This window comes from Peribacillus alkalitolerans, assembly GCF_010882125.1.
Lineage (GTDB): Bacteria > Bacillota > Bacilli > Bacillales > DSM-1321 > Bacillus_BN > Bacillus_BN alkalitolerans.
Map to the genome: position 1 here is coordinate 13,994 of NZ_JAAGVZ010000030.1, position 17,268 is coordinate 31,261.

Annotated in this window: 14 protein-coding genes; 10 read left to right on the forward strand and 4 right to left on the reverse strand. The window is 39.5% G+C overall.

Annotated elements, in window-relative coordinates; all coding sequences use genetic code 11:
• Positions 1 to 37 precede the first annotated feature (37 nt).
• Both G3O09_RS20415 and G3O09_RS20420 read right to left on the reverse strand, forming a co-directional pair.
• Positions 38 to 1,705 carry a glutamine--tRNA ligase/YqeY domain fusion protein gene (locus G3O09_RS20415; protein ID WP_163103275.1) on the reverse strand — a complete coding sequence of 556 codons (1,668 nt, stop codon included), beginning with the start codon at positions 1,703 to 1,705 and terminating at the stop codon, positions 38 to 40.
• Positions 1,706 to 1,936: 231 nt separating this feature from the next.
• On the reverse strand, positions 1,937 to 2,791 hold the full coding sequence (locus G3O09_RS20420; RefSeq protein ID WP_163103276.1) for a DegV family protein: 855 nt from the start codon (positions 2,789 to 2,791) through the stop codon (positions 1,937 to 1,939).
• Positions 2,792 to 3,103: 312 nt separating this feature from the next.
• Between G3O09_RS20420 and G3O09_RS20425 the strand changes: the two genes are divergently transcribed.
• Positions 3,104 to 3,295, forward strand: coding sequence for a hypothetical protein (locus G3O09_RS20425; RefSeq protein WP_163103277.1), 192 nt, complete (start codon positions 3,104 to 3,106; stop codon positions 3,293 to 3,295).
• Between the two features lie 55 nt (positions 3,296 to 3,350).
• Here G3O09_RS20425 and G3O09_RS20430 read toward each other — a convergent pair whose 3' ends face one another.
• Positions 3,351 to 4,877 (reverse strand): FAD-dependent oxidoreductase, encoded by a 1,527-nt coding sequence (locus G3O09_RS20430; protein WP_163103278.1) that lies wholly within the window; start codon positions 4,875 to 4,877, stop codon positions 3,351 to 3,353.
• A gap of 111 nt (positions 4,878 to 4,988) precedes the next feature.
• Here G3O09_RS20430 and G3O09_RS20435 point away from each other — a divergent pair, with 111 nt between their 5' ends.
• The 7 genes from G3O09_RS20435 (at position 4,989) to G3O09_RS20465 (ending at position 10,943) form a co-directional block, all read left to right on the forward strand.
• Positions 4,989 to 5,903, forward strand: a complete 915-nt coding sequence (locus tag G3O09_RS20435; protein WP_163103279.1) for a phosphotransferase — start codon at positions 4,989 to 4,991, stop codon at positions 5,901 to 5,903.
• A gap of 257 nt (positions 5,904 to 6,160) precedes the next feature.
• Complete coding sequence (locus G3O09_RS20440) at positions 6,161 to 6,502, forward strand: lmo0954 family membrane protein (protein ID WP_163103280.1); 342 nt, start codon at positions 6,161 to 6,163, stop codon at positions 6,500 to 6,502.
• A 23-nt stretch (positions 6,503 to 6,525) separates the two neighbouring features.
• Entirely contained in the window at positions 6,526 to 7,173 is a 648-nt protein-coding gene (locus tag G3O09_RS20445) for a PspA/IM30 family protein (protein ID WP_163103281.1), read from the forward strand.
• A gap of 120 nt (positions 7,174 to 7,293) precedes the next feature.
• On the forward strand, positions 7,294 to 8,025 hold the full coding sequence (liaF, locus tag G3O09_RS20450; RefSeq protein WP_163103282.1) for a cell wall-active antibiotics response protein LiaF: 732 nt from the start codon (positions 7,294 to 7,296) through the stop codon (positions 8,023 to 8,025).
• Positions 8,022 to 9,065: a sensor histidine kinase gene (locus tag G3O09_RS20455; RefSeq protein WP_163103283.1), complete on the forward strand. Its 1,044-nt coding sequence runs from the start codon at positions 8,022 to 8,024 to the stop codon at positions 9,063 to 9,065. The genes liaF and G3O09_RS20455 overlap by 4 nt, the downstream gene beginning before the upstream one ends.
• On the forward strand, positions 9,058 to 9,690 hold the full coding sequence (locus G3O09_RS20460) for a response regulator transcription factor (protein WP_163103284.1): 633 nt from the start codon (positions 9,058 to 9,060) through the stop codon (positions 9,688 to 9,690). The genes G3O09_RS20455 and G3O09_RS20460 overlap by 8 nt, the downstream gene beginning before the upstream one ends.
• A 74-nt stretch (positions 9,691 to 9,764) precedes the next feature.
• Positions 9,765 to 10,943: a class I SAM-dependent methyltransferase gene (locus tag G3O09_RS20465; protein ID WP_240338512.1), complete on the forward strand. Its 1,179-nt coding sequence runs from the start codon at positions 9,765 to 9,767 to the stop codon at positions 10,941 to 10,943.
• A gap of 45 nt (positions 10,944 to 10,988) precedes the next feature.
• Here the strand turns inward: G3O09_RS20465 and G3O09_RS20470 are convergent, their stop codons facing one another.
• Positions 10,989 to 12,548 carry an ABC-F family ATP-binding cassette domain-containing protein gene (locus tag G3O09_RS20470; protein ID WP_163103286.1) on the reverse strand — a complete coding sequence of 520 codons (1,560 nt, stop codon included), beginning with the start codon at positions 12,546 to 12,548 and terminating at the stop codon, positions 10,989 to 10,991.
• Positions 12,549 to 12,722: 174 nt separating this feature from the next.
• On the opposite strand from G3O09_RS20470, the gene G3O09_RS20475 reads away from it, so the two are divergent.
• Both G3O09_RS20475 and G3O09_RS20480 read left to right on the forward strand, forming a co-directional pair.
• A complete protein-coding gene (locus G3O09_RS20475) occupies positions 12,723 to 13,697 on the forward strand; it encodes a nucleoside hydrolase (RefSeq protein ID WP_163103287.1) in 975 nt (324 codons plus the stop codon).
• Between the two features lie 95 nt (positions 13,698 to 13,792).
• Positions 13,793 to 15,967, forward strand: a complete 2,175-nt coding sequence (locus G3O09_RS20480; RefSeq protein WP_163103288.1) for a DNA topoisomerase III — start codon at positions 13,793 to 13,795, stop codon at positions 15,965 to 15,967.
• Positions 15,968 to 17,268 lie beyond the last annotated feature (1,301 nt).

Sequence of the window (17,268 nt, forward strand, 5' to 3'; positions counted from 1 at the left end):
AAAAGAAACGGCAGCATATTGCTGCCGTTTTAATTTTTTATAATTTGAATGAACTCTTCAAAGATACAATTCGGTTAAACACAAGCTTTTCATTAGTAGTCAGTTTTGGATCTACATTGAAATAGCCGTGACGGAAGAATTGGAACTTATCATGAGCTTTCGCATCATTCATATTCGGTTCTACAAAACCGTTCGCAATCTCTAAGGAATTTGGATTCACTTGGTCAAGGAAGGTTTTTGCTTCGCCTTCTTCAGTTTGGTCTTGGTCATCTAAAATCAATGGTTCAAACATACGGAACTCAGCAGGGATTGCATTCGTTGCTTCTACCCAGTGAATGGTGCCTTTTACTTTACGGCCAGTAAAGCCAGATCCACTTTTCGTTTCTGGGTCATACGTACAATGAATTTCGATAACATTACCTTCCGCATCCTTGATGACTTCTTCACATTTAATGAAGTAAGCATGCTTTAATCGTACTTCGTTACCAGGGAAGAGACGGAAGTATTTATTAGGTGGATTTTCCATGAAATCATCTTGCTCAATATAGATTTCACGAGAGAACGGAATTTGTCTTATGCCCATGTCTGGATTTTCAGGATTGTTTTCAGCATCCAGCATTTCTACTTGCCCTTCTGGATAGTTCGTGATCACCACTTTAAGAGGATGAACGATACCCATTGTACGTAGTGCTTTAAGCTTTAAGTCTTCACGTACGAAATGCTCAAGCATTTGTGTATCAACAGTACCAGAAGTTTTGGCAACCCCTAACTCGCGACAGAATGTACGGATGGACTCGGCTGTATAGCCTTTACGTCGTAAACCAGAAATAGTTGGCATGCGTGGATCATCCCATCCATCAACAAAGCCTTCTTCCACCAATTGCTTTAATTTGCGTTTACTCATGACAGTATTGGTTAAATTTAGACGGCCAAATTCATACTGTTGTGGCTTACTTTCCATTTCACATTGCTCGATTACCCAGTTATATAGTGGGCGTTGGTCTTCAAATTCCAATGTACAGATGGAATGGGTAACCCCTTCGATTGCATCTTCAAGAGGGTGAGCATACGCATACATCGGATAAATACACCATTTGTCCCCCGTGTTATGGTGTGTAGCATGGGAAATACGGTAAATGACTGGATCACGAAGGTTGATATTGGGAGAGACCATATCAATTTTTGCGCGTAATACTTTTTCTCCGTCCTTAAATTCACCTTCACGCATACGGTTAAACAAGTCCAGGTTTTCTTCGACAGAACGATTTCTATACGGACTTTCTTTTCCTGGCTCTGTAAGAGTTCCTCGATATTCTCGGATTTCATCAGCAGAAAGATCGTCTACGTAAGCAAGCTCTTTTTTGATTAAAAGAATAGCTTTTTCATACATCGTTTCGAAGTAATCAGATGCGAAAAACAAACCATCCCAATCAAAACCAAGCCATTTTACGTCTTCCTTGATAGAGTTAACGAATTCCGTATCTTCCTTAAGTGGATTAGTATCATCAAAGCGAAGATTTGTCTTTCCTTTAAACTCGTCTGCCAATTCGAAATTCAGTACGATACTCTTGGCATGTCCAATATGTAAATATCCGTTTGGCTCTGGAGGGAAACGAGTGATAATGTGGTCATGTTTACCACTTTGCAAATCGTCAATCACAATATTTCGAATAAAGTTTGCTGGATTTGGGGCATTATGACTCAACAGATTCAACCTCTTTCTTTTTCGTTATTAGTATTAGTATATATAACATAATTAATGGTTTTTTACCATGCTTCATGACTTTTAGAGGGTTTGCTTGTCTTAAGTATCATGTTCAATTTAGAGTGAATTAATAAATCTGAACCATTGAATTTCGACAAATTTCGGGTGGTGCACAGGCACCAAAAAACACCCAAAAACTCCCCCTACAATTAGTGTAGGAGGAGCAATTAATTATTTAGGCTGTTTTCTCCAAGTTAGGGCAATGGTACCTTCTCCACAATGAACAGAAATAGTAGAGGTAAGCTCTCCTATTCTAACTTTCATTTTTGGATAGTTGGAGAGGATTTGATCTGCATAAGCCTTTGCTTTTTCTAGGACATTTGCATGGAGAACATGTACTTCTAATATTTGATAATTTTTATACGCTTCATCCAATAGCTCCATTAATCGCTTTGTAGCCTTTTTTTCTGAACGGACCTTTTCAAACAACTCGAAAGCTCCTTCATGTATTCGAATAATCGGTTTAATTTGCAGGATATTTCCAAGAAGAAACTGTGTTCCTGACATCCTTCCACCTTTATAGAATTGATCTAGGTTTCCTAATAGGATATAGTTTTCGTTTTTCTTCGTCTCTTCACGCAGTGCTTGTGCAATTATTTTATAATCAGTGTTGGCTTCCTGCATGCGGATTCCCATTTCAATCAAATCAGAAATTCCACTGCTCATTATTAAACTATCTACGGTCTCTACATTAAAACCGGCCATTTCAGCACCAGCTGCACTACTTGAAAGGGTCCCACTAAGCTTGGACGAAATATGAACAGCAATACCTACTTCATATTCTCCCTTTAACTTTTCGTACAATTCATTGAATTTACCAACAGATGGCTGAGAGGTTTTAGGTATTTCTTTTTCATTATTTATGATTTCATATAGCTGATCCGTCGTTAAGTCTACTCCATCTTCGTATACCCTATTTTGGACAGAAACCGTTAATGGAACCACGTAAACGTCAGGATGGTTTTTCAGCTCATCCGTTAAAAGAACAGTACTATCAGTAATCCAAGCAATTTTTTTTTGAGTCATATTTTCCCTTACCTTTATTGGAAATTTTCCATTTATTTAAAACGAATAGAAATCTTTATTTATTTACCCTTATTGTACTTGATTTAACATGAAGAGACTAACAATAAATCTGTGAATATTATTCAAATATAATAAAAGGGTAATATAGGTCGGTTTTTTGCAATTAAAAGGATATTCACATATAGTTTTATCTTAATTTCCAATAATTAAAATGCAAATACATAGCGGGTATTTAAGTCAAACTATAAAAGGTTAAATGAGTTCAGCAAGGCTTATTTACCTTTGGAGAATTTACATTCAGGAGGGTTCATCATGCAGAAAAATGCTCATGGATATGTTCAAGATAGTTGCACAGCTTTAAGTCAAGCGGTTGATTGCCTTCATCATGCAGCTCAAACTGTTGAAAAGCCAGAAAACCGTCAAAGAATTGAACAATCATTACAAACGATTGAGCAAGCTTTAAAGGCTTGTGTAACTACGGAGTCTATTTTAGCTCAAGAATAAACCCCCAAAAAAAAGCTAAGGGCCAGGAGTCAAGGACTCATGGCCTTTGCTTTTCTTAAAGTAGTTTCTTGAGTGGTTTTTTTGCAGGTCCTTCAATTACCTGACCTTCAACCGAGAAGCGTGAAGCATGGCAAGGACAATCCCAGGTGCGATCACCGCTATTCCATTCCAATTCACAGCCAAGGTGAGTGCAGGTTGTATCAACAATATGTAGCTGGCCCAACTCATTACGGTATGCGCCGGCCCTTTTTCCTTCAAACTTTACGACTCCCCCTTCATCATTTTGTAAATCCTCTGGATGCATTTGAACGATTTCCAACTTTCCTTCAACTAGATGCTTGGCAACGTCTGCGTTTTGAACGACTAATTCTTTTATACTTGGATCAGGCTTAAATCGGGATGGGTGGAATAATTCTGAATAACGATTCTCCCGTTGTGCAATAGCATCACTAATGATTTGAGCTGCAAGTGTACTGGTTGTCATTCCCCATTTTCGAAACCCTGTCGCCACGTAAATGTGCTCGGAACGAGATGTTATAGGCCCGATATAAGGAATTTTATCTAGTGTAATTAAATCTTGGGCGGACCACCTGTATGCAATCTCCTCCAATTCGAAATGTTCTTCTGCAAACTTTTGAAGTGCTTCGTAATGTTCGATGGTTGGTATTCCTTGTCCAGTTTTATGACTTTCTCCACCGACTAAGATATGTTCACTACCATCAATTTGGACCGAGCGTAGAGAACGGGTCGGATTGTCTACACTTAAGTACATTCCTCCAGGAAACGCTGTCTTGGACTTGATAGCTAAAACGTAGGAACGCTCTGCATGCATGCGTGTGAAATACAAGCCTCTCCAATCATAAAAGGGAAAATGTGAGGCAATGACTAAATGGTTACAAGAAATGGTATACCCTAAATGAGTTGTAACGATAGGATGGTCAGCTTCTTCAACTGATTTAGCTGTCGTATTTTCATATACGGTTCCACCCATTTTAATAAAATCATCCAATAAATGCTTCAAGTAGTGGAGTGGATGGAATTGTGCTTGATCCTTCATACTTAAAGCCGCTGTTGTTTCGAAAGGCAGTTTTGTTTCAAGCTGTAGTTCCCCATTGATCCCTAGCTCTTTATACGCTTCCGCTTCTTTTTCTAGCTGCTGTTTTCCCTTAGGGGTTGTTGAATATAAGTAAGCATCCTGGATAGAGTAATCACAGCTAATTTGATGTTCATCAACTAATTTTTTAATGAATTTCCCTGCTTCAATATTTGATTCATAGTACAGCTTGGCTTGATCTTTACCAAAATGCTGAATTAGTTCATCGTATATCACATCATGTTGAGCAGTAATTTTTGCGGTCGTATGTCCAGTTGTTCCATTAAGTACCTTACCCGCTTCGACTAGAACGGTGCGAATGCCTGCCTTAGCAAGTAAATAGGCCGTAGTAATCCCTGTGATCCCGCCCCCAACCACTAAAGTTGGAGTTGAGATGGACTCGTTTAGTGTCGGAAATTCCTCTAAATCCGTGGACGAACGCCAATACGGTTCTGGCTGATGTGGCAGTTCTTTTTTGTTAGTATTCAAAAATTGATCGCCTCCTATTAAGCACTATTTCCATTCATAAAATTTCCAAAACCTTATTTTTCATGTGTAAAATCTAAATAAAATACTTTAAGCGAGGAAAAGGTGATCGTTTTGGGTAATCCATGGGATGCGGAACATGAACTAAATGAGTCTGGAGCCAGAAGGTTAATAGAATCTCAATTTCAAGAGCTTGTAGGCTGCAATCTACGATTATTGGGCAAGGGATATGATAATACGGTTTTTGATGTGGATGATACGTATGTTTTTCGTTTTCCTCGAAGAGACATCGCTGTGAAATTATTAGAAACAGAAGCAAAAGTTCTTCCCAAATTCCGGAATAGCGTCCTTTTACCTTATCCAGAACCGAAGTTTTTCGGAAAGCCAGAGGGAGACTTTCCTTATCCATTTCTCGGTTACAAAAAAGTGTTTGGAGAACTTCCAAGACAATTGGACGTTTCTCAAAGAATACAGTCGGCTGAGCCACTGGCACATTTTCTAAAATCGATTCATTCTTTCCCCATAGAGGAAGCAAGAAAGCTTGGGGTACCGAATGATTTGATGAGAAGGACCGATATCCCATTTCGTAAACCGAAGCTAAAGGATATGGCTGATAACTTATCTCGCCTAGGTCAAAATGAAATCTATGGAAAAGTCCATGCTTATCTGGATACCGTCACCCCTTTTAAAGGAATCCATAGGGAAACTTTTAACCATGGAGATCTTCACATTCGAAACATAATGGTCAACAAGGCTGGAGTTCTTTCTGGCATCATTGATTGGGGAGATATGCATATCGGACACCCCGCGGTTGATTTATCGTTAGTCTTTGCATTTTTACCGATAGAGGGAAGGGAAGCCTTTTATCGAATTTACGGCGAACTAGATGAGGAGACCACAAGGCTTGCACGGTTTAAAGCGGTCTACACAGGAGTTTCCTTACTTTTATATGGATTGGATATTGGAGATGTTTCAGTAGTGGAGGTTGCAAGGGAAACCATTAACTATTCTTTACTAGATGTTCATTGAACAAGACAAATTGAAATACAAAAGAGCTTGAGGGAACATGACCTCAAGCCTTTTCTATGAGTAATAGAATGCTTATGTAATTTTATTCTAACCTCAAGGGTGTTTAATTTCTTCCTTGTGTAAAACTCTCGTTTTGTTATAAGTCGTAATAATAAATACGCCTCCAGGCTTACTACAAAATATAGCCGAGGTCGATTATGGGAAATGCGGAATCTAGATAAGATAGAAACATGAAGAAGAGAAAGGAGGAACGAAAGATGAAAAAATTTGGTTTACTAGTTGCAGGAGGAATCGCTGCCATCGTATTGTTCTCAAATTTAGGGCCAATGGTAGGGTTAGTGGTCACGCTGGCAATTGCCTACTATTCACTAAAAAGGTTTCTAAAAGCTCAAACAACTATGAAGAAATTCCTATGGGGAGCTCTTGGAATCATCATGTTATGTGCAGCCATTTCAAATGTCCCTTCCATCATTGGTTTAGTAGCAGCCTATGTCCTGTATGTAGTATATAAAAAATGGAATGAATCTAAAGTTGAAATCGTAGAAAAAAATGACCCATTCACAAACTTTGAAAATGAATGGAAAAATCTTAATAAATAATAAACCTAAAGGAGACTTACATTATGAAAAACCTATTTAATCGAATGATCAATACTATATCTGCAGACTTGCATGAATTAATCGACCATAAAGAACAAAAAAATCCAATTGCGATGTTAAATCAATACCTTCGTGAGTGCGAGCATGAAACAGAAAAAGTACGCAAGCTAGTGGAAAGACAATATCGTTTGAAGGAAGAGTTTACGAGAGAATATCACAATGCCTTACAAATGGTGGAAAAAAGATCACGTCAAGCGGATGTTGCGATGCAAGCTGGAGAATCAGAGCTTCACACTTTTGCTAGTAATGAAAAAACTAGCTACGAAGAACGTGCTTCCCGTTTAAAGGAATCTTTACAAGCCGTGACGAACCAATTAGTGGAACTAGAACATAAATATGAGGAAATGAAACACAAGCTTAAGGATATGCATATAAAAAGACTAGAGTTAATGGGAAGAGAGAACATTGCACGTGCCCATAACAAAATTAGCAACGTTTTAGAGCAAAAGGCTACTTCAAACCAGTCATATGCTAGATTTGAAGAGATGGAATCTTACTTGGATCGTTTGGAACAACAAGTGAATTCTTCCTACTACCGTGAGACAATTGATGCAAGAATCGCTCAATTGGAAAAAGATATGAAAAATAAGGAAATGGTATCAAATTCTTAAAGAAAACATGATATGCTATTTATGAAATAGTAGAAAACGAATAAAAGATTACATTCAAAAGGCGTGGATTGGATGCTGCGCCTTTTTTACAAGATTAACTGAGGAAAAAGGGGGGGTACGATGTTTAAGTCAAGAACAGATTATGTGGCATCGATATTAATTATCGGCGTCATTTTATTGCTCTTGGAAATCTCCTTTTTTGATAGTGGATTGATTTTTTCCCTCGTATTTTCCGCATTAATGATTTATTTTGGTAGGAAAAAATGGTCGAGTACACTAGGCAAAATCCTATTTTGGATAGGCGTTGTCACTGCGGCAGGAGCCATTTTAAGCATGATGGCATTTAAATTTTTCCTGATGGCAATCTTACTTTTAGTCATTTTTCAATTCGTTCAACGGAAGAAGAATCCTCATTTCTTTAATCCTGAATTCGGCACGGATGTAGCATCCGTAAACCCTGAACAGGTTTGGAAAAAGCCTTTGTTCTTTCGAAATATGTTGTTTGGCCGCCAAAAAACGCCTGAATCCGTCTATGAATGGAATGATGTCAACATTCAAGGTGGGGTGGGTGATACCATGATCGACATAAGTAACACGGTACTCCCTAAGGGAGAAAATGTGATTTGTGTCCGTAATATATTAGGTAATGTACAAATCTATGTACCTTACGAGACAGAAGTGAAAATCGTTCATTCCACCATCGTTGGATCTTCTAAGATTTTCGATCAGCATGATCCCCAACTTTTCAATCAAAACTTACAATATCAAACAACTGGCTATGATGACGCTGAGAAAAAAATCAAGATTGTCACAAGTCTAATGGTAGGCAGCCTGGAGGTGAAGCGGATATGAGCATTATTACCCGACAAATTTTATGGGGGATGCTCTATTCGCTTAGCCTTGCTTTGATGTTGAGCACTTTTTTTATTTTATTTTATCCCCCAACTAACTTAGAAATCATTTGGGAGCAAGAGATATTTGACCTCCCATTTATCATATCAATCCCAGTAGTCTCTGTATTTGTTGGAATTATAGCAGGTGCACTATCAGGCTATTCGTGGCATAAACAAATCAAGCAAATATCCGACTCCTTCATTGAAGTGGAACAAGGAAAGACAATTCCAAAAGCAGCGAAAAAACAAGTGGCTGAAGTAGAATCGGTCCTTAAAAAAATGAATAAGCTTCAGCAGCATGTAGCAGAACAGGTAGTTCTTTCGCAAAAGCTTGCCAATGAGCGTGCGGAAGACCAGGAAAAACGTGTCCAGGAAATCGTTTCTCAGGAACGGAACCGGTTGGCCAGGGAGCTACATGATTCTGTCAGTCAGCAATTGTTCGGAGCTTCGATGCTTATGTCGGCCATCAATGAAACAAGATCGCTGGATAATGAAACAGAAAATCGGCAACTTCAAATGGTTGAACAAATGATCCATCAATCACAGCTTGAAATGAGAGCTCTATTGCTACATCTCCGCCCTGTCCCGTTAAAAGGGAAGACCTTGCAGGAAGGCATTAAAGAGTTACTAATGGAGCTAAAGCAAAAGGTTCCTATTGATATAACATGGAAAATTGAAGATACAGCATTGGATAAAGGTGTAGAAGATCATTTATTCCGGATCTTGCAGGAATCGGTTTCCAATACCCTTCGTCACTCGAAGGCATCTTCATTAGAAGTCCTCTTGATCTGTCGAGAACAGATGATCATCATGAGGGTGACTGATGATGGAAAAGGCTTTGAGGTCGAACAATCACGAACCGGTTCATACGGTCTTCAGAATATGCATGAGAGAGCAGTAGAAATAGGTGGAACTTTGAAAATTGTCAGTGTTGTCCAAAAGGGTACACGTTTGGAAGTAAAAGTTCCTGTACTAAAAAAGGATGGTAGCGATGATTAGAGTGGTATTTGTAGATGATCATGAAATGGTTAGGATTGGCGTTTCCTCTTATTTGTCTGCACAATCGGATATTGAGGTGGTGGGAGAAGCGGATGATGGAAAGAAAGGTGTGGAACTTGCCCTACAGTTGAAGCCAGACATTATCCTAATGGATTTAGTCATGAAGGAAATGGATGGGATTGAAGCGACAAGGCAAATTATCGCACAGTGGCCTGAAGCAAAAATTATCATCGTGACAAGCTTCTTGGATGATGAAAAAGTCTATCCTGCCCTGGAAGCAGGAGCTACCAGCTATATGCTTAAGACATCAAAGGCAAGTGAAATAGCCAATGCTGTTAGGTCGACTTATCATGGGCAGTCTGTTTTGGAACCCGAGGTCACAGGCAAAATGATGAAGAAAATGCGACAGCCACAGAACGTTCAACTACACGATCAGCTGACCAATCGTGAAATGGAAATCCTACTTTTAATGACACAAGGAAAGAGCAATCAAGAAATCGCTGATGAACTTTTCATAGCCTTAAAAACGGCAAAGGTCCACGTTAGTAGTATCCTTAGTAAGTTAGAGGTACAAGACCGTACCCAAGCGGTCATCTATGCTTTCAAGCACTCATTGGCAAAATGATGTCGGAGTACTTTTTAAAGTTTGCGAAAAGTACGGTATAATGCTGATTAAGTGAAATTTCCATGGAGGCTACCGTGAATATAACAACTTATCAACAAACGATCAGAGATTTTGCTTCAATCTTAGAAGAAGCTAATATACCTTACACATTTATAGGGGAAGCGGCCTTAACGTTACAAGGAGTTCCTATATCAGAGTCGGACATCCAAGTGATTATTCAATGGGATGTGTTAGATTCGGCGTATTCGGGACTTTCTCCATTTAATCCTTCTCCCATTTCAAAAGATGTCGAAAAAGCCGAATTCCGGTTATCATATCAACAAGTTCAAATAACAATATCTTGTTTTTTTAATACGACAGTCAAAACTGACCCATACCGAATTGGGATCACCTTAGATGGAAAAGAAGTTTTTTGTCGCTCCTTTTATAGTGGTATTTATGAACAAGATTTCTCTTATCAATCTCAAGTGGCTGATTTCCTTCTGAACACCCAGAAATCGCTGACTGAACAAAATGAGCAAGCCTGGAATCAGAATAATTATACGGCATTGATTCACAGATACGGAGAGCCTGGGAAGATTGCAGCCAAAATCAAGCAGAATCCTAAATGGCGCCTGCATCCTTTTTACAAGTATATGAAGGATTTAAAGAACAATAAAGTCTTACATTTACTTGGATCGAACGGTGTAAAAGCGACAGCTATGGCGTTGCTTGGTGCTGACGTAACTGTAGCTGACTTTTCCAAAGAAAATGCGTCGTTTGCCAAAGAAGTGGCAGCTGAAGCAGGAGTGGACATTACCTATATTGTGTCAGATGCCTTATCTTTGAGTGACGGGCTGGATACCTATGATTACGTCCTTATGGAACTAGGCGTGCTTCATTACTTCATTTCTTTAGACCCTCTGATGGAAAAAGTAAAATCCTTGCTTGCTTCAGGAGGAGTTTTTATCTTGCATGAATTCCATCCTATTTCTACTAAACTTATTACATCGAATGGGAAAAAGCATAGAGTAGTGGGTAATTACTTCGACCCTACTTTGCAAGAGAGTCAAGTTGCCTTTTCCAAGCATATGCCAGATGAAGAACAAGGCCAATTGTCTAGAACGATCCAAAGGAAATGGACCCTCGGTGAAGTGGTCACTTCAGTTGCAAAGGCAGGCTTGTTTTTGGAAATTCTGGAGGAGGAACCGAATCATAAGCTTCATGATATTGGTTTGCCAAAAACCTATACGCTTGTGGCTAGAAAACGATAAACAAAAACGGGGCTGACCTTTATAGGTTCAGCCCCGTCTGCTTTTCTATTCAGCTTGTTGATTTTGGTTTGACCATTCCTCAACATTCCATACCTTTGTAATCCAGCCTTCATAAAAGTCAGGTTCATGGCATACAAGGACAATCGTCCCTTTATAAGCTTTCATCGCTTTCTGAAGCTCTTCCTTAGCTGAAACATCCAAATGGTTGGTAGGCTCGTCAAACAGTAGCCAGTTGCTTTCTTCCATCATGAGTTTACATAGGCGAACCTTTGCTTGCTCACCACCGCTTAGCTGACTAAGAGGCCTAGAGATGTGCTCATTCTTCAATCCACAACGTGCGAGTGCAGCCCTTACTTGATTCTGGTCTAGATTCGGGAATGCATTCCATACATCATCGATAGGTGTGATGCTTCCAGCTTTCACTTCTTGTTCAAAATAAGAAGGGTAAAGGAAATCACCTAATATCGTCTTTCCATTTAAAGGCTTGATTTTGCCTAGGATCGTTTTTAAAAGTGTAGATTTTCCGACTCCGTTGCAACCAACAATAGCAATTTTTTCTCCACGTTCAATCGTCATAGATAACTTTGGTAGTAACGGAAGATCATATCCGATTTCAACATCTTTTCCTTCAAATACCCATCGGCTACTACCGCGTGCTTCTTTAAATTCGAAAGTCGGCTTAATAGCTGTTTCAGGACGGTCAATACGGTCCAAACGTTCTAACTGCTTCTGACGGCTTTTTGCACGGCCTGTCGTAGAATAACGCGCTTTATTTTTCGCTATGAAATCTTCTTGCTTCTTGATGAATTCCTGTTGTTTTTCATAGGCATTGATATGCTGGTTCTTGTTAATTTCAGCAAGCTCTAAAAACTTCTCATATGTTGCAGTGTAACGAGTCAACTTAGAGAATTCTAATTGGAAAATTACATCTACGGATTGATTCATGAATTCCGTATCATGCGAAATAAGTAGAAATGCATGTGGATATTCTTTTAGGTAATTCGTAAGCCACTTAATGTGTTCTACATCTAAATAGTTGGTAGGCTCATCGAGTAAAAGAACTTCAGGTTGCTCTAATAAAAGCTTCGCTAAAAGGACCTTTGTACGTTGTCCACCACTAAGGGCAGAAACGTCACGGTCAAGGCCGATTGCGTCCAAACCAAGACCACGAGCGGCATCCTCGATTTTGATATCTAACGAGTAAAATCCGCCAGCATCTAATTTGTCCTGGATCTCAGCCATTCTATCCAATAGTACTTCCAATTCCTCTGGAGATGCTGTTGCCATTTGAGATGTAACCTCATTTAACGCTTCTTCTTCCTTGAATAATGGCAAGAATGCGTCACGCAATACATCACGAATCGTTTTTCCAGGTGTTAACACTGTGTGCTGGTCCAAATAACCATATTGTACACCTGGTGTCCATTCCACTCTTCCAGTATCGTGAACTAGTTGACCCGTAATAATATTCATCATCGTCGATTTGCCGACACCATTTGCCCCGACAAGACCGACGTGTTCTTGGTTTAATCGGAAGGAAACATCCTTGAAAAGCATCCGATCTCCAAAGCTATGACTTAATCCTTCAACTACTAATAAACTCATGTTTTTCATGCCTCCGCTGCTAGTCTTTACATACTATCCATCATACTAAATTCGTACCCATAAATAAATAGAAGGGGCTAACTATCATTCTTACAGATTGTTTTTTTTGTTGAAAATTCCATCTTCATTCTAGAACGAATCCCTTCCTACATATATTGAGAGTGAGGTGATCAGATGGCAAATCCAAGAAAGGTTATTATTTTTGGAGACTTTGGTATAGACGATACGATTACGTTATTCAAAGCCTTGTTCCGAGAGGATTTCGAAATCCTAGGAGTCGTTGCGGACTATGGAAATGTGCCGCGGAATAAAGTGCTACGAAATTTGAATTTTATCCAATACATTTCAGGTAGATATGATATCCCAATCTTCGAAGGAGCATTTGTGCCCCTGACAGCTATTGACCCAGAATTCTTTCCAGAGGTACATGGACCTGAAGGGTTAGGTCCATTCAATCCGGTATTGCCAGAGACTGGAGACTTTCAAACGTTTCCGATAGAGGATCTTATTCCAATCATTAAAATGCATTATCGAGAATTAACGATTGTAACCTTTGGCAGGCTTTCCTCCTTGGCGACGACATTTATTCTAGCATTGGATCTAATGCGGCAAGTGAAGCGAATTGTAATGATGGGTGGGGCGTTCTTTTATCCAGGGAATGTCACAGCACTCGCTGAAGCGAATTTTTATGGAGATCCCTATGCGGCGAATCTCGTTCTTCGCTATGCCACAAACGTAACAGTAATTCCATTAAACGTGACACAAAATGCCTTAATTACACCTGAAATGGCAAATCAAATCAATGAATATCATCAACAAACAAAAGATCCTCTTGGGCTGATGGTGAAGCCTCTCCTTGATTTCTATCAGGATTTTTATAGTAAAAACTATCCGGGAATCCAAGGAGCACCAATGCATGATGCGGTTACACTTTTCTACTTAGTAAATCCTGGTGCTTTCGAAACTCGCGAACTTCCTGTTCAAGTAATTGTGGACCGAGGCAATGCCTTTGGCCAAAGCTTTGCCGATTTTCGCTATAAACCACAAAAAGATCTTGTAGTTCAGAAAGTAGCGTTGCATATGGATTATGAAGCATTTATCCAAGATTTTATGAGTTCCTTTTTGAGAAATCGTATGGATGAGGAGTAATTCGAAATCGAGTTTTTGTAACCTCACATCCCTTTCGTTCTGGTCATTTTTTTGAGATACTAATAAGCAGTCAGAACAAATGGAAGGATGTACGTATGAAAAAAACGGTTGTATTAGCCGAAAAACCTTCAGTAGGTAGAGATATCGCGAAGGTACTTGGCTGTCATAAAAAAGGAAATGGATTTTTCGAAGGAAATGATTATATCGTAACGTGGGCGCTTGGCCATTTGGTGACACTGGCCGATCCAGAAGCTTACGATGATAAATATAAGGCTTGGAGATTGGAAGACTTGCCAATGCTTCCACCATCTTTAAAACTAGTTGTCATCAAAAAGACTGGAAAACAATTTCAAGCAGTAAAAGCTCAATTGAATCGTTCTGATGTCAAAGAGATCATCATTGCAACTGACGCAGGTCGAGAAGGGGAACTTGTTGCCCGCTGGATACTGGAAAAGGCCCATATAAACAAACCTATAAAACGCCTTTGGATATCTTCGGTAACTGACAAGGCCATCAAACAAGGATTCCAAAAACTAAAAGATGGCAAAGAATATCTGAATCTATATGCTTCTGCCCAAGCTAGAGCTGAGGCAGATTGGCTTGTTGGAATCAATGCGACAAGGGCACTGACGACCAAGTACAATGCACAGCTTTCCTGTGGACGGGTACAAACTCCAACACTAGCGATGATTGCCAAACGTGAAGAAGAAATCCGTTCTTTCGTGCCTAAAGCCTTTTTCGGTTTTCGAGCTGTTACGGATCATGGCGTATCTTTGACATGGCAATCAGAAAAAACGAAAGAAACTAGGATTTTTGAAGAGGACAGGGCAATGGCATTGCTTAAGCAGATTCAGAATGAGCCGGCAGAATTGATAGAGATCCAAAAGTCCATGAAGAAAAACTATGCTCCTGGCTTATATGATTTGACAGAGCTGCAAAGGGATGCCAATCGGATTTTCGGTTATTCTGCAAAGGAAACCTTGTCGATCACACAAAGATTATACGAACAGTATAAAGTCGTCACTTATCCTAGAACGGATTCAAAGTTCCTTTCTAGTGATTTGGTAGATACACTTAAGGAAAGGCTGGAAGCAGTCAGCATCAAACCTTATAGCCAATGGGCGTCTAAAATATTACGTAGTCCAATCCGAGTGAACGGTTCCTTTGTCGATGATAAAAAGGTTTCCGATCATCATGCCATTATTCCGACAGAGCAAACTCCTTTCCTGCAGAAACTGTCTGATAAAGAGTATAAAATTTATGATTTGATTGTAAAAAGGTTTTTAGCGGTCCTTTTACCACCTTTTGAGTTCGAACAAACGACGTTAAAAGTAGCAATCGGGAAAGAAGCGTTCACTGCTAGGGGAAAACGAATCATTCAACAAGGCTGGAAAGACGTTTATCAGTATGATGAAGAGGATGGAGATGAAGATCAATCGCTTCCTGCGCTTCAAAAAGGCGATTTGCTAAATCTATCATCTATCAACATGACAAAGGGAGAAACGAAGCCACCTGAGCCGTTCAATGAAGGAACGCTGTTATCTGCGATGGAAAATCCAGTTCGCTTCATGAGTGGCGAAAGCAAGGAACTGATTAAGACGTTAGGGGAAACAGGAGGGCTCGGTACAGTTGCCACTAGAGCAGATATTATCGAGAAACTCTTTAATTCCTTCTTAATCGAGAAAAAAGGAAAAGGCATTTTTGTCACTTCAAAAGGAAAGCAGCTGCTTGAGCTGGTTCCAGAGGATTTGAAATCCCCTGCTTTAACGGCAGAGTGGGAGAAAAAGCTTCAGCAAATTGCTCAAGGTAAACTATCTAAGCAGACGTTCATTGTCGAAATGAAGGATTATGCAAAAAGCTCTGTACACGAAATTAAGAACAACACACAACGATTCAGACATGACAATGTCACTGGAAAGAAATGTCCGGATTGTGGCAAGCCCCTCTTAGAAGTGAACGGGAAAAAGGGGAAAATGCACGTTTGTCAGGACCGCGAGTGCGGTTTCCGTAAATCGATTTCAAGAGCGACAAACGCTCGCTGTCCTGTTTGTCACAAGAAGCTAGAATTACGTGGTGAAGGAGAAGGTCAGATTTTCGCCTGCTCATGTGGTCATCGTGAAAAGCTCAGTTCCTTCCAAGAACGCAAGAAAAAAACGAGCCAATCTGTAGGGAATAAGCGCGAAGTGGCTCAATACTTGAAAAAACAGAACAATGATGAGCCCATCAACACGGCACTTGCAGATGCACTAGCGAAATTAAAATTGAAATAGATATTATTACAGGAGCTTTCCTTTAAGAGGAAAAGCTCTTGTTTTATGTTGGTGATAGTCGTAATGGATATTCAAAAATATTAAAAAAGGCAGTAAAATGAAGAATAACTAAGGATGAAAGAGAATACATTGATAAAACCCTATAAATCAGAATTTTATGAATATTTACAAAATACAAAAAACATATTAATATTAAATCAAGTAATCATCCACAAAGAAAAAAGGAGGTAGCTCTTAAGAAAATAAAATGATAATGATTCACATTCCTCCTAAGAGGTGATTCCAATGACGTAAGTAAGGCGAAGGCGTAGAAAATATACGCTGGGTACACACAAACGACATCCATACTCTAAGGAAAAGGTGGTTCCAATGACGTAAGCAAGGCGAAGGCGTTGAGTAGAACGCTGGGTACCACAAATGAAACATCCTATTGTTTAAGAAAAAGGTGGTTCCGAAGACTTAAGTAAGGCGAAGGCGTTGAAATGAACGCTGGGTGCTCCGAAACGAAACATCCTATTGTCTAAGAAAAAGGTGGTTCCAATGACTTAAGGTAAGGCGAAGGCGTTGAAATGAACGCTGGGTGCTCCGAAACGAAACATCCTATTGTCTAAGAAAAAGGTGGTTCCGAAGACTTAAGTAAGGCGAAGGCGTTGAAATGAACGCTGGGTGCTCCGAAACGAAACATCCTATTGTCTAAGAAAAGGTGGTTCCGAAGACTTAAGTAAGGCGAAGGCGTTGAAATGAACGCTGGGTACTACAAAAAGAAACATCCTATTGTCAAAGAAAAGGTGGTTCCGATGACTTAAGTAAGGCGAAGGCGTTGAAATGAACGCTGGGTACTACAAACGAAACATCCTATTGTCAAAGAAAAGGTGGTTCCGATGACTTAAGTAAGGTGAAAGCGTTGAAATGAACGCTGGGTACTACAAACGAAACATTCTATTTCTTTAAGAAAAGGTGGTTCCAATGACTTAAGTAAGGCGATAGCGCAAAGGTAAAATTGCGCTTGGTATTCAAAATAAATACTTAATCCCTTATCATTATAGATGGGAATATAGAAAGGATCTATAGCTCAAAATGGAAGAAGAAATAGTTTAAGCGATCTTGGAATTCCTAATGGAAACCAGGATCGCTTATTGTTGTTTTGTTTAAAGATCCACATTCCTCGATATTAAAATATTGGTTTTAAAAAATTGGCTGTGTTAAAGTCCATCGTTGATTTTAAGCTATATGTTGATTGAAGTGGAAGACGCTTGACTCCTGGGGGATTAGCGTTACAGGCGAGACCCCGCAGGAGCGCT